General features: G+C 69.8%; 16 protein-coding genes. 6 read left to right on the top strand and 10 right to left on the bottom strand.

The genetic code is table 11. The features are described 5' to 3' along the window. Nucleotides 1-9 precede the first annotated feature (9 nt). From VFE82_RS19680 to VFE82_RS19645, 8 genes are all read right to left on the bottom strand, one after another. A complete protein-coding gene (locus tag VFE82_RS19680; protein WP_325002048.1) occupies nt 10-411 on the bottom strand; it encodes a response regulator in 402 nt (133 codons plus the stop codon). 68 nt (nt 412-479) lie between these two features. After that, entirely contained in the window at nt 480-776 is a 297-nt protein-coding gene (locus VFE82_RS19675; RefSeq protein ID WP_325002047.1) for a hypothetical protein, read from the bottom strand. A 103-nt stretch (nt 777-879) separates the two neighbouring features. Next, nucleotides 880-1,524, bottom strand: a complete 645-nt coding sequence (locus tag VFE82_RS19670; RefSeq protein WP_325002046.1) for an ATP-binding protein — start codon at nt 1,522-1,524, stop codon at nt 880-882. Between the two features lie 23 nt (nt 1,525-1,547). Next, nucleotides 1,548-1,829, bottom strand: a complete 282-nt coding sequence (locus VFE82_RS19665; protein WP_325002045.1) for a septum formation initiator family protein — start codon at nt 1,827-1,829, stop codon at nt 1,548-1,550. After that, nucleotides 1,829-3,112 (bottom strand): phosphopyruvate hydratase, encoded by a 1,284-nt coding sequence (gene eno, locus VFE82_RS19660; RefSeq protein ID WP_325002044.1) that lies wholly within the window; start codon nt 3,110-3,112, stop codon nt 1,829-1,831. Before eno ends, VFE82_RS19665 begins: the two co-directional genes overlap by 1 nt. 90 nt (nt 3,113-3,202) lie before the next feature. Next, entirely contained in the window at nt 3,203-3,496 is a 294-nt protein-coding gene (locus VFE82_RS19655) for a DUF1330 domain-containing protein (protein WP_325002043.1), read from the bottom strand. Next, nucleotides 3,489-4,343: a 3-deoxy-8-phosphooctulonate synthase gene (kdsA, locus tag VFE82_RS19650; RefSeq protein WP_325002042.1), complete on the bottom strand. Its 855-nt coding sequence runs from the start codon at nt 4,341-4,343 to the stop codon at nt 3,489-3,491. Before kdsA ends, VFE82_RS19655 begins: the two co-directional genes overlap by 8 nt. A 61-nt stretch (nt 4,344-4,404) precedes the next feature. Further along, a complete protein-coding gene (locus tag VFE82_RS19645; RefSeq protein ID WP_325002041.1) occupies nt 4,405-6,072 on the bottom strand; it encodes a CTP synthase in 1,668 nt (555 codons plus the stop codon). A 78-nt stretch (nt 6,073-6,150) separates the two neighbouring features. Here VFE82_RS19645 and coaBC point away from each other — a divergent pair, with 78 nt between their 5' ends. From coaBC to VFE82_RS19630, 3 genes are all read left to right on the top strand, one after another. Next, on the top strand, nt 6,151-7,371 hold the full coding sequence (coaBC, locus tag VFE82_RS19640; RefSeq protein WP_325002040.1) for a bifunctional phosphopantothenoylcysteine decarboxylase/phosphopantothenate--cysteine ligase CoaBC: 1,221 nt from the start codon (nt 6,151-6,153) through the stop codon (nt 7,369-7,371). Next, nucleotides 7,368-7,814 carry a dUTP diphosphatase gene (dut, locus tag VFE82_RS19635; protein ID WP_325002039.1) on the top strand — a complete coding sequence of 149 codons (447 nt, stop codon included), beginning with the start codon at nt 7,368-7,370 and terminating at the stop codon, nt 7,812-7,814. Before coaBC ends, dut begins: the two co-directional genes overlap by 4 nt. A 158-nt stretch (nt 7,815-7,972) precedes the next feature. Further along, a complete protein-coding gene (locus VFE82_RS19630) occupies nt 7,973-8,518 on the top strand; it encodes a glycine zipper 2TM domain-containing protein (RefSeq protein WP_325002038.1) in 546 nt (181 codons plus the stop codon). Nucleotides 8,519-8,623: 105 nt separating this feature from the next. Here the strand turns inward: VFE82_RS19630 and VFE82_RS19625 are convergent, their stop codons facing one another. Then, a complete protein-coding gene (locus VFE82_RS19625; protein WP_325002037.1) occupies nt 8,624-9,145 on the bottom strand; it encodes a peptidylprolyl isomerase in 522 nt (173 codons plus the stop codon). Nucleotides 9,146-9,167: 22 nt separating this feature from the next. Here VFE82_RS19625 and VFE82_RS19620 point away from each other — a divergent pair, with 22 nt between their 5' ends. The 3 genes from VFE82_RS19620 to VFE82_RS19610 all read left to right on the top strand — a co-directional run bounded on the left by VFE82_RS19620 (nt 9,168) and on the right by VFE82_RS19610 (nt 11,233). Continuing rightward, nucleotides 9,168-10,298: a cupin domain-containing protein gene (locus tag VFE82_RS19620; RefSeq protein WP_325002036.1), complete on the top strand. Its 1,131-nt coding sequence runs from the start codon at nt 9,168-9,170 to the stop codon at nt 10,296-10,298. Then, nucleotides 10,295-10,786, top strand: a complete 492-nt coding sequence (locus tag VFE82_RS19615; RefSeq protein WP_325002035.1) for a hypothetical protein — start codon at nt 10,295-10,297, stop codon at nt 10,784-10,786. The genes VFE82_RS19620 and VFE82_RS19615 overlap by 4 nt, the downstream gene beginning before the upstream one ends. A gap of 150 nt (nt 10,787-10,936) precedes the next feature. Continuing rightward, entirely contained in the window at nt 10,937-11,233 is a 297-nt protein-coding gene (locus VFE82_RS19610; RefSeq protein ID WP_325002034.1) for a hypothetical protein, read from the top strand. Nucleotides 11,234-11,410: 177 nt separating this feature from the next. Here the strand turns inward: VFE82_RS19610 and VFE82_RS19605 are convergent, their stop codons facing one another. Beyond that, nucleotides 11,411-12,184: an MBL fold metallo-hydrolase gene (locus VFE82_RS19605; RefSeq protein WP_325002033.1), complete on the bottom strand. Its 774-nt coding sequence runs from the start codon at nt 12,182-12,184 to the stop codon at nt 11,411-11,413. Nucleotides 12,185-12,232 lie beyond the last annotated feature (48 nt).

Raw genomic sequence — 12,232 nt, 5'->3', positions numbered from 1 at the left:
CGACCGCAGCTACTGCGCGACCATCGGCGGGGGCGCCTGGCCGGCCGCCAGGGCGGCGCAGTAGTCGGTCAGGGCATTGACGTCCTCGCTCTTGGGAAAGACCTGGTCGGCACCCAGCCGCAGGCAGTGGTTGCGGATGCCGGGCGTCGCATAGTCGCTGAAGACCACGATGCGGGCGGAGGGTGCCGCCTGCCGGCACTTGGCCACCACTCCCATGCCGGTGCCTTCGGCCAGGATCAGGTCGACCACCGCGAGGTCGCAGCCGTCAGGATGCTCATCCAGCCAGAGTCCGGCCTCGGCCTCGGTTTCCAGTTCGCCAGCGATGGCGAAGCCGCCGATGGTGTGCAGCAGGTCCCGCATCACGGCACGCAGGTGCCTGGAGTCTTCGACGAGAAGGGCGCGAACCGGCAATCTGGATTCCAAGGATGAGAAGGCGCTCATTATCAGCGGATGGGCCGCACGGGGCGGCCGGGCAGTCCTCAGCGACGGGCAGCGCGCGCCAGGGCCAGTTCGTGTTCCAGGCGGGCCCGCTCGGCGACCTCTTCCTCGAGCAGTTCCTTGACGTCGGCCAGGTCGGCAGCGGCCTCGTGCACCTTCTCCTCGATCGCGGCGTTCTGCACCAGGGCACGTCCCACGTCGCCGCGCTTGGCGGACGCCGGCAGCGACGTCTGAAGCGCGGTGTTCGTCAGGTGGAGTTCGGCGCCGACGACCTGCAGGTCCTGGTGGATGCGGCCCGTCTTGCGCCGTGCGGCATGGATCGAAGTGGATGCGCTCATGGCTGGACTGTTGATGAACAGGCTGCACAGCTTAGGCAGCCAAGCCCAGCGGCTCTGTCATCCATCTTCCCCCCGCCGCGCCGTCCAGCCGCGCCAGCGCCTGTCACCGTTCGCGACGGCGCAGCTGGGAGAACAGGCGGTGCTCGCACGCCGGATCGCCGCACTTCTGGCAGGACCACTGCCAGCGCCGCCATGCCTCGTCCTCGCCGGTCGGTGCGGCACCGAGCAGCGCGAGCACCGGCGCCAGCGCATTGCGGTGGCGTTCGTCGCCGGTGCCGTACACCACCCGGTACGGCAGGGATTCGCGGGCCAGCACCTGGCGCAGTTGTCCGTCGACCTGCGCTCGCACCATCGGTCCCGCGCGGTGCAACCCGTCGTCGACCCAGGGCAGGTCCAGACCGCTCACCAGGATGAGGTGGTAGGTGCGCAGGCGGTCGATGGCGAACCGGTAGAGCACGCCGTCCTCGAACAGCATCGCTGCGTAGATCGCCACCATCAGCGCCGTGGTGTCCGCGATCACCACGCGCGTGGCCGCGTCGTCGACCGCCTGCTCCTGGGCCTGGGCGATCGCGAGCTGCTCCTCGGGGCGGGGTTCCCGGCCTTCTCGGGCGCACCAGTCGCGCAGCAGCTCCGGCACGACGCCGGCGTCGTGGCCGGTGGTGCGCAGCGCGCCGGCCATCGCATGGGCCAGGGTGGTCTTGCCGGTGCTCTCGGCGCCCAGCAGGGCGACGCGCAAGCGGTCGTTCACGTGCGGACGTGCGCCGCGCGCCGTCACTTCTGCGGCACGATGTTGACGTAGATCTCGTTGGGCTTGACCATGCCCAGCTCCAGGCGGGCCTTTTCTTCCACCATCTCCAGGCCTTCCTGCAGGTCGCGCACTTCCGCCGCGAGCCGCTCGTTGGCCTGCAGCGAGGCGGCGTTGGTGGACTGCTGCTGCTGCAGCTTGCGCTGCATGTCGCTGACGCTGCCCACGCTGCCCCGGCCGAACCACAGCTGCGCGTGCACCACCGCCAGCAGGGCGACGAGCAGGGCCGGGACGAAGCGGGAGGCCATCAGCGCAGGTTGTAGAAGGCGGCGCGGCCGGGGTACTGCGCGATGTCGCCCAGGTCTTCCTCGATGCGCAGCAGCTGGTTGTACTTGGCCATGCGGTCCGAGCGCGACAGCGAGCCGGTCTTGATCTGCCCGGCATTGGTGCCCACGGCGATGTCGGCGATGGTGGAGTCCTCGGTCTCGCCCGAGCGATGGCTGATCACCGCGGTGTAGTTGGCGCGCTTGGCCATCTCGATGGCGGCGAAGGTCTCGGTCAGCGTGCCGATCTGGTTGATCTTGATCAGGATCGAGTTGGCGATGTTCTTCTGGATGCCTTCCTTGAGGATCTTGGTGTTGGTGACGAACAGGTCGTCGCCCACCAGCTGCACCCGCTTGCCCAGCCGGTCGGTCAGCTGGCGCCAGCCGTCCCAGTCGCCTTCGGCCATGCCATCCTCGATGCTGATGATCGGGTACTTGTCGACCCAGCTGGCGAGGATGTCGGTCCAGGCGCCCGCCTCGAGCACCTGGCCTTCGGCCTCGACGTGGTAGCGGCCGTCGCGGTAGAACTCGCTCGCCGCGCAATCCAGGCCCAGGGCGATCTGCTCGCCGGGCCGGTAGCCGGCGGCCTCGATGGCCTGCAGGATCATGCCGATGGCGGCCTCGTGGTTCTCGACGTTGGGCGCGAAGCCGCCTTCGTCGCCGACGGCCACGCTCATGCCCTTGTCGTGGATGATCTTCTTGAGCGCGTGGAACACCTCGGCGCCGTAGCGCACCGCTTCGCGGAAGCTGGGCGCGCCCACCGGAATGATCATCAGCTCCTGCAGGTCGAGGTTGTTGTTGGCGTGCGCGCCGCCATTGACCACGTTCATCATCGGCACCGGCAGCAGCATGCCGTTCATGCCGCCGAAATAGCGGTACAGCGGCAGGCCCGACTCCTCGGCTGCGGCACGCGCCACGGCCATCGACACCGCCAGCATCGCGTTGGCGCCCAGCTTGCTCTTGTTCTCGGTGCCGTCCAGGTCGATCAGCGTCTTGTCGAGGAAGGCCTGCTCGGAGGCGTCCAGGCCGAGCACCGACTCGGAGATCTCGGTGTTGATGTGCTCGACGGCCTTGAGCACGCCCTTGCCCAGGTAGCGGCCCTTGTCGCCATCGCGCAGCTCGATCGCCTCGCGCGAGCCGGTGGACGCGCCGGAGGGCACGGCCGCGCGGCCCATGGTGCCGGACTCCAGCAGGACGTCGCACTCGACGGTGGGGTTGCCGCGCGAATCCAGGATCTCGCGGCCGACGATGTCAACGATGGCGCTCATGTCAGTTCTTCCAAGTTTTTCGAGTCTGTTCTTCTCCCTCCCACGCGGGGAGGGGCCGGGGGGCAGCCACGGCGCATCCGAAGGGAGGCGTCAGGCCATCCCTTCGATGAGGACCATGCGCATCGTCGCGGCGCCTTGCCGGGCGGCCTTGGCCGCCTGGTACTCGGGCGAATCGTAGAACGCCCGCGCAGCCTCAGCTGTAGGAAACTTCAGCAAGACGACGCGGTTGGGCGCCCAGTCGCCTTCCAGCACCTGCACGGCGCCGCCGCGCGCGCAGACCTGGGCGCCGTGCACCTGCATCGCGTGGGAGGACAGCTTCTTGTACTGCTCGTACTGCTGGGGGTCGGTCACGTCGACGTTGGCGAGGATGTAGGCGCTAGGCAAAGTCGTTCTCCAGGAATCCGTTCTTCTTGGTGACCTGGTCGAGCGCGAGCAGCGTCTCGAGCAGGGCCTTCATGTGCCTGAGGGGCACCGCGTTGGGCCCGTCGGACAAGGCGTTGGCCGGGTCCGGATGGGTTTCCATGAACAGGCCCGCGACACCCACGGCGACGGCGGCGCGCGCCAGCACCGGCACCATCTCGCGCTGGCCGCCGGAGCTGGTGCCCTGGCCGCCGGGCAGCTGCACCGAGTGGGTGGCGTCGAACACGACCGGCGCGCCGGTCTCGCGCATGATGGACAGCGAGCGCATGTCGCTCACCAGGTTGTTGTAGCCGAAGCTGGCCCCGCGCTCGCACGCCATGAAGCTGTCGTCCGGCAGGCCCTTCTCGCGTGCGGCGGCGCGGGCCTTGTCGATGACGTTCTTCATGTCGTGGGGCGCGAGGAACTGGCCCTTCTTGATGTTGACCGGCCGGCCCGACTGTGCCACCGCGCGGATGAAGTCGGTCTGGCGGCACAGGAAGGCGGGGGTCTGCAGCACGTCGACCACCTTGGACACTTCGGCGATCTCGGTTTCCGCGTGCACGTCGGTGAGGATCGGCAGCTGCAGCTCGCGCTTCACCTTGGCCAGGATCTCCAGGCCGCGGCCCATGCCCGGGCCGCGGAAGCTGGTGCCGGACGAGCGGTTGGCCTTGTCGTAGCTGCTCTTGAAGATGAAGGGGATGCCGAGCGAGGCGGTGATCTCCTTGAGCTGCCCGGCGGTGTCCATCTGCAGCTGCTCGGACTCCACCACGCAGGGGCCGGCAATCAAGAAAAAGGGCCTGTGCAGGCCCACGTCGAAGCCACAGAGCTTCATGTCAGAGACTCCGGAAGGCCAGGGCAGCGCGCCATGGCGTGGATGGGGCTGGCGAAGGCGCTCACGCCACCGCCTTGAGCTTGTTGCCGGCGGACTGGTGGTCCAGGGCGGCCTTGATGAAGGCGTTGAAGAGCGGGTGCCCGTCCCAGGGGGTGGACTTGAACTCGGGGTGGAACTGCACGCCCATGAACCACGGGTGCACGTCCTGCGGGAGTTCGACGATCTCGGTCAGGTGCTCGCGCTGTGTGAGCGCGGAGATCACCAGCCCGGCCTTGCGCAGCTGGTCGAGGTAGTTGACGTTGGCCTCGTAGCGGTGCCGGTGCCGCTCGGTGACCACGTCGCCGTAGATCTTGTGGGCCAGCGTGCCCTTGGCGACATCGGAGCTCTGTGCGCCCAGCCGCATGGTGCCACCGAGGTCGGAGTGCTCGTCGCGCTTGTTCACCTTGCCGTCGGAGCCGTGCCACTCGGTGATCAGGGCAATGACGGGGTGGGGGCTGTTCGGCTCGAACTCGGTGCTGTTCGCGTCGGCCAGTCCGGCGACGTGACGCGCGTACTCGATGGTGGCCACCTGCATGCCCAGGCAGATGCCCAGGTACGGAAGCCTGTTCTCGCGGGCGAAGCGGGCCGCCTGGATCTTGCCCTCGATGCCGCGCTTGCCGAAGCCGCCCGGCACCAGCACGGCGTCGTACTTGGCCAGCTGCTGCACGTTGCCGGTTTCGAGCGTCTCGGAATCGAGGTAGTCGATCTTGACGCGCACGTGGTTCTTCATGCCCGCGTGGCGCAGCGCCTCGTTGAGCGACTTGTAGCTGTCGGACAGGTCGACGTACTTGCCGACCATCGCGATGGTGACCTCTCCGCGCGGATGCTCGGTCTCGTAGACGAGATCGTCCCAGCGCTTGAGGTTGGCCGGCGCCGTGTTCAGGCGCAGCTTGTCGCAGATCAGGCCGTCCAGGCCCTGCTCGTGCAGCACGCGCGGCACCTTGTAGATCGTGTTCACGTCCCACATGGAGATCACGCCCCACTCGGGCACGTTGGTGAACAGCGAGATCTTGGCGCGTTCCTCGTCGGGGATCTTGCGGTCGGCACGGCACAGCAGGGCGTCCGCGGAGATGCCGATCTCGCGCAGCTTCTGCACCGTGTGCTGGGTGGGCTTGGTCTTGAGCTCGCCGGCCGCGGCGATCCACGGCACGTAGGTGAGGTGCACGAACGCCGTGTTGTTGGCGCCCAGCCGCAGGCTCATCTGGCGGGCGGCCTCGAGGAAGGGCAGCGACTCGATGTCGCCGACCGTGCCGCCGATCTCCACGATGGCGACGTCGGCCGCGCCGGGCTCGCCGAACCGGGCCCCGCGCTTGATGTATTCCTGGATCTCGTTGGTGACGTGCGGGATCACCTGCACCGTCTTGCCCAGGTAGTCGCCGCGGCGCTCCTTCTCGAGCACCGACTGGTAGATGCGGCCGGTGGTGAAGTTGTTCACCTTGCCCATGCGGGTGGTGACGAAGCGCTCGTAGTGCCCCAGGTCCAGGTCGGTTTCGGCCCCGTCGTCGGTGACGAACACCTCCCCGTGCTGGAAGGGCGACATCGTGCCCGGATCGACGTTGATGTACGGATCGAGCTTGATCAGGGTGACTTTGAGGCCCCGCGATTCCAGGATCGCAGCGAGGGAGGCTGAGGCGATTCCCTTGCCCAGGGAAGACACCACACCGCCGGTGACGAAGACGAATTTGGTCATGTCGATCGGAAGGGCTGGGCTTCCGGGAGGTGGTAAAGCGGAATTATACGGGGGCGCTCTTCGGCTACAGTCCCGCCGATGGACGACCTCGCCGGCAAACACATCGTGCTCGGGCTGACCGGCGGCATCGCCTGCTACAAGGCAGCCGAGTTGTGCCGCGGCTTCGTGAAGGAAGGCGCCACGGTGCAGGTGGTGATGACCGACGCCGCCGCGCAGTTCATCACGCAGGTGACCATGCAGGCGCTCTCGGGGCGTCCGGTGTTCGGCTCGCAGTGGGATGCCCGCGAGGCGAACAACATGCCGCACATCAACCTCTCGCGCGAGGCCGATGCGATCGTCATCGCGCCGTGCAGCGCCGACTTCATGGCCAGGCTGGTGCACGGGCGCGCCGACGAACTCCTCAGCCTGATGTGCCTGGCCCGGCCCATCGAGCGGGTGCCGCTGCTGCTCGCGCCCGCCATGAACCGCGAGATGTGGGCCCATCCGGCCACCCATCGCAACATGGCGCAGCTCGCGCAGGATGGCGCGACGATCCTGGGCGTCGGCTCGGGGTTCCAGGCCTGCGGCGAGACGGGCGACGGGCGCATGCTGGAGCCGGCCGAACTGCTCGAGGACATCGTCGCCTTCCTGCAACCGAAGCCGCTGCGCGGTCGACGCGTCGTGGTGACCGCGGGTCCGACCTTCGAGGCGATGGACCCGATCCGCGGCATCACCAACCATTCGTCCGGCAAGATGGGGTTCGCCATCGCGCGGGCGGCGCGCGAGGCCGGTGCCGAGGTGACGCTGGTGGCCGGGCCGGTGCACCAGCCGACGCCCCGCGGCGTGCGGCGCATCGACGTGCAGTCGGCACGCCAGATGCTCGACGCGACCGTCGGCGCGGTGGCGCAGGCCGACGTCTTCGTCGCGACCGCGGCGGTGGCCGACTGGCGGCCGGCCATGCAGAGCGAGCACAAGATCAAGAAGGACGGATCGGGGCCGCCGACCGTCGCCTTCGCCGAGAACCCGGACATCCTGGCCACCGTGGCGCAGAGCGACAGGGCGCGCAGCCGGGAGCTGTTCTGCGTCGGCTTCGCTGCCGAAACCCGTGACCTGCTGGCCAACGCGCAGGCCAAGCGCGCCCGCAAGGGCATCCCGCTGCTGGCCGGCAACATCGGCCAGCTCACCTTCGGCCAGGACGACAACCAGCTGCTGCTGGTCGACGAGCAGGGCACGCAGGAACTGCCCCGGGCCCCGAAGCTGCAGCTGGCGCGCACCCTGGTCGCCGAGATCGCACGCCGCCTGGCGCCCGTCCGCCCATGAACATCGACGTCAAGATCCTGGATCCGCGCATGGCGGACCAACTGCCCACCTATGCCACGCCCGGCAGCGCCGGCCTCGACCTGAGGGCGTGCATCGAGCAGCCGCTCGAGCTCGAGGCGAATGCCTGGCGCCTGGTGCCCACCGGCATCGCGATCTGGATCCGCGACCCCGGGTACGCCGCGCTGATCCTGCCGAGATCCGGCCTCGGCCACAAGCACGGCATCGTGCTGGGCAATCTGGTCGGCCTGATCGACAGCGACTACCAGGGCCAGCTGATGGTCAGCTGCTGGAACCGCAGCGACACGCCCTTCGTCCTGCATCCGATGGAGCGGCTGGCGCAGCTGGTCGTCGTTCCCGTCATGCAGGCGCAGTTCAATGTCGTCAGCGAGTTCCCCCCCACCCAGCGTGGCGAGGGCGGCTACGGATCGACCGGCAAGGGCTGAGCGGCGCCGGTCGGTTGCTTCCGACAGGGCCAGGCCAGGGGTCCTACAGGCAGGCGCGGCATTGGCGCTGCCGCAGCCGGCGCGCCACTGCCTGTAATGGAGGCCACGAGGCGCGCCTGCCGGGCTGCGCCAGGCATCCAGAACCGAAGGAGATTTCCATGCGCAATTCCCAGCGTTTCGCCACCGTCGTCGGCGCCACCTCGCTGGCCGTCCTGCTGGCCGCCTGCGGCACCAACCCGACCCAGCCGATGGCGCAGGGCTATCCCGCCGGCGGGGCCTATCCGTCCGCCGGCGTCCAGGGCACCCAGGCCGCCGCCATCGAGACCGGGCGCGTGACCGACATCCAGACGGTGCAGATGGGCGCCACCAGCGCCACCAACCCGAACGTGGGCCGCGCCATCGCAGGCGGCATCATCGGTGCGGTGGTCGGCAACGTCGTCGGCAAGAACGTGAACAACGGCCACAACCGCAGCGCCGCGACCGCGATCGGCGGCGCGGCGGGTGCTGCGGTGGGCAGCGGCGCGGTCGGGGGGCTCGGCCGCAACGACAGCAGCACGGCCAGTTCGGGCGCGGCCGCCCCGGCCTACCGCGTCACGGTCCAGACCGACCAGGGGGCCTGGCGCACCTACGAGGTGGGCGCCCTGGGCGACCTGCGCGTGGGCGACCGCGTGCGGGTCGAGAACGGGGTGATCTACCGCTCGTGATCCTGAGGGGCCGGGTCGCTGGGGGCGCGGCCCCGTCATGCCCCGCGCCTGTTCCGGAGCCGGGCCCACGCGCAGGGGCCCGGCCGGCCGACCACGCGGTGGCGCTCAGTGCAGCAGCGAGCCGTCGCCAGGGCCTTGCGGCTGGACCCGGAAGAACCCGGTGCCCGTGGTGCCGCGGCCGATTTCCTCCTCGGTGGCCTCGCGCACCGATTCCAGCTTGAGGTTCAGCCGGATCGCGATGCCGGCCAGCGGGTGGTTGCCGTCCAGCACCACGTGGTCGGGATAGATCTCGGTCACGGTGTAGAGCACGTCGCGCGGCGCCTCGGCGTTGCCGCCTGGCGGCAGGCCCTCGAAGGTCATCCCTTCCTCGAGCTCGGCGGGAAACAGCTTGCGCGGCTCCAGGAAGACCAGCTGCTCGTTGTACTCGCCGAAGGCATCCTCGGGCTCCAGGTGCAGGTCGAGGCGTGCGCCGGGCTCATGCCCCTGCAGCGCCTCCTCGATCTTGCCCAGCAGGTCGTTGCCGCCCACCAGGAACTCCACGGGTTCGTCGAGCACGTCCAGTTCCTCGCCTAGGGTGTCCTTCAAGGTCCAGGTGAGCGCGACGACGCATTGCGGGGTGACTTCCATGGGAGAGAATTGTCGCAGTTCCATGGACATCGACATCGCCCTTCCGCTCCTCGGCGGCCTCACTCCCCGGCAATTCATGAAGCGTCACTGGCAGCGCAAGCCGCTGCTGGTGCGCGGTGCCGTGCCCGGCCTGCGGCCGGTACTCGAGCGCGGCGCGCTGCTCGACCTCGCGTCACGCGACGGTGTCGAGTCGCGCCTGGTCGTGCAGGGGGAAGGCGAGGGTGGGTGGCGCATGCGCCGGGGTCCGTTCGCGCGGCGCGCGCTCCCCGCGCTGTCGCGGCCGGGATGGACACTGCTGGTGCAGGGCGTCGACCTGCACGTGGATGCCGCCCACGCGTTGCTGCAGCAGTTCAGTTTCGTGCCGCAGGCGCGCCTGGACGACCTGATGATCAGTTTTGCCACCGATGGCGGCGGCGTCGGCCCCCACTTCGACAGCTACGACGTCTTCCTGCTCCAGGCGCAGGGCCGCAGGCGCTGGCGCTACGGCCGCCAGGCCGACCTGACGCTGCAGGAGGGCGTGCCGCTGAAGGTCCTGGCGCACTTCGAACCCGAGGAGGAGCATGTGCTTGAACCCGGCGACATGCTCTACCTGCCGCCGCGCTACGCCCACGACGGCATCGCGCAAGGCGAGTGCCAGACCTACTCGATCGGCTTCCGCTCGCCCGCGCGCGGCGAGCTCGCGCGCGAACTGCTGCAGCGGCTGGCAGACGATGCGGCCGCGGAGGCCGGCGACGCGCTGTACCGCGACCCCTCGCAAGCTGCGGTCGACGCGGCCGGTGCCATTCCACAGTCCCTGCAGGACTTCGCGCAGGACGCGCTCCGGCGCGCCCTCGGTCAGCCCCAGGCGCTGGCCCGCGCGCTCGGCGAGTACCTCAGCGAACCCAAGGCGGACGTCTGGTTCGATGCCGGGCGCGCACCACGGCGCGGCGAGTCGCTCGTGCTCGATCGGCGCACGCGCATGCTCTACGACGCGCGGCACATCTTCGTCAACGGCGAGAGCTGGGTGGCCTCGGGCGCCGACGCCCGCCTGATGCGACGGCTGGCCGATCGGCGCCGCCTGGACGGGCCGGAGCTCGCGCGCGCGAGCTCCGGTGCCCTGGAACTGCTGGCCGACTGGTGCGAGGCCGGCTGGGCGCGCGGGGAGCCGGTGTGAGCGCCGCCGGACTGCCGCAGGGCCGCTTCGAGGGCCGCGACGCGTTCCTGGGCCTGGTGCGGGACGCGCTCGCCACGGCAGCGGCGCAAGGCTGGCGCGAGATCATCCTCAGCGATGCCACGTTCGCGGACTGGCCGCTGGGCGAGCGTTCCGTGGCCGCGTCGCTCCAGGCCTGGTCGGCCAGCGGGCGCCGCTGCATCCTGCTGGCCCGCCACTACGACGAGGTGCCCAGGCGCCATGCGCGCTTCGTCACGTGGCGCCAGACCTGGTCGCACATCATCGAAGCGCACGGCTGCCGCTCGGCCGATCCCCTGGAGCTGCCCAGCGCGATCTGGTCGCCGGGCTGGGTGATGCACCGGCTCGATCCGGAGCGCTGCAACGGCGTGTGCGGCGCCGAACCCGAGCGCCGCCTCGCACTGCGCGAACTGCTGGCCGAATGGCTGCAGAAGAGCGCTCCCGCATTTCCGGCGACCACCCTCGGGCTGTGAGCGTCGACGCTGCCGTACGGCCCGGTCGCATCGGGGAATCCACCTATAATGTCCGGCTGAGCAGACAGAGCTCGCGTCCTTGCTGTTCAGCCAGCGCTCCATTTCCGGCGCGCGGCGTTCCGGAATCGATCATCCCTAGAGGAAACTGAAATGAAGAAATCCCTCGTCCTGGCGACCCTGATGGCGGCCGTGGCCCTGGCTGCTTGCGGCAAGAAGGAAGAACCGGCTCCCGCGCCCGCCCCGGCGCCCGCCGCTGCTCCGGCCCCGGCTCCGGAAGCCGCTGCTTCCGCTCCCGCCGCTTCCGCGTCCGCTCCGGCCGCCGACGCCGCCGCTGGTGCTGCTTCCGCTGCCGCTGCTGCCGCCGCCGGCTCCGCTGGTGCTGCTGGTGCCGCCGCTTCCGCTCCGGCCGCCGCTCCGGCTGCTTCGGGCGCCAGCGCCGCCAAGTAAGCGGTCCAGCCGTTTCGCAAGAGCCGCCTTCGGGCGGCTTTTGTTTTTTGGCGGGTGCGGCCAGGCCCGCCCTTGCGTGAGGGGCTTCGACAACGACGCCCGGCTTTGCCGGCGCGGCGGGTTCCCGGAAGGCGCAGGCGATGCTTCCACCGACGCCGTGCGCCGGCGCGAGGCCGCTCAGGCGCTGAGCCAGTCGCTGCCGGTGGGGCCGTCGGCCACGTGGATTTCCACCCCGCCGCCCAGTGCCGCCGCCAGGGCCGAGCGCGCCAGATCAGGGCGGTTGTTCTGCTCGCTCAGGTGCGCGGCCACGACCTGTCGCAGGCCGTGCGGCTGCACCGCGGCCGCCACGGCAGCGGCAGCCTCGTTGGCCAGGTGGCCCCAGTCGCCGCCCACGCGGCGCTTGAGGAACCAGGGATAGGGCCCCGCCTCCAGCAGCGCCGGATCGTGGTTGCATTCCAGCAGCAGCGTGGCACTGCCGCACAGCCGCTCGATCACGTGCGGCGTCGCGTGGCCCAGGTCGGTGAGCACGCCCAGCATCACGCCGCCGTCGCTGCACGTCAGTTGCAGCGGCTCACGCGCGTCGTGGGGAACGGTGAAGGGTCGCACCTGCAGTTCCCCGAGCTCGATCGCCTCGGCGTCGCAGGCAATGCGCAGCAGCCCGTCGAAGTCGGGCGACCCACAACCCAGCCAGGTGCCCTCGCTCATCCAGACCGGGATGCGTTCGCGCAGCGCGAGCGTCCTGGCGCTGCCGATGTGGTCGGCATGTTCGTGGGTGATGAAGATCGCATCGATCTGGTCGGCCAGCATGCCGGCCTGGCCGAGCCGCTTGTCGAGCTGGCGGATGCCCAGGCCACAGTCGATCAGCAGGTGGGTAGTGTGCAGGTTGCCGCGCGCCTGCACCACCGTCGCATTGCCCGTGCTGCCGCTGCCCAGGCTCTTGAAACGCAACATTCGATCTCGCGTGGGGCGAGACGGCACGACGGCGCGCCGTGCCGCTTC

The organism is Ramlibacter sp., from assembly GCF_035655895.1.
In the GTDB taxonomy this organism is placed as follows: domain Bacteria; phylum Pseudomonadota; class Gammaproteobacteria; order Burkholderiales; family Burkholderiaceae_C; genus Ramlibacter.
The sequence above is the reverse complement of the archived record's forward strand: the minus strand, read 5'-3'. Positions and strand labels throughout refer to the sequence as shown.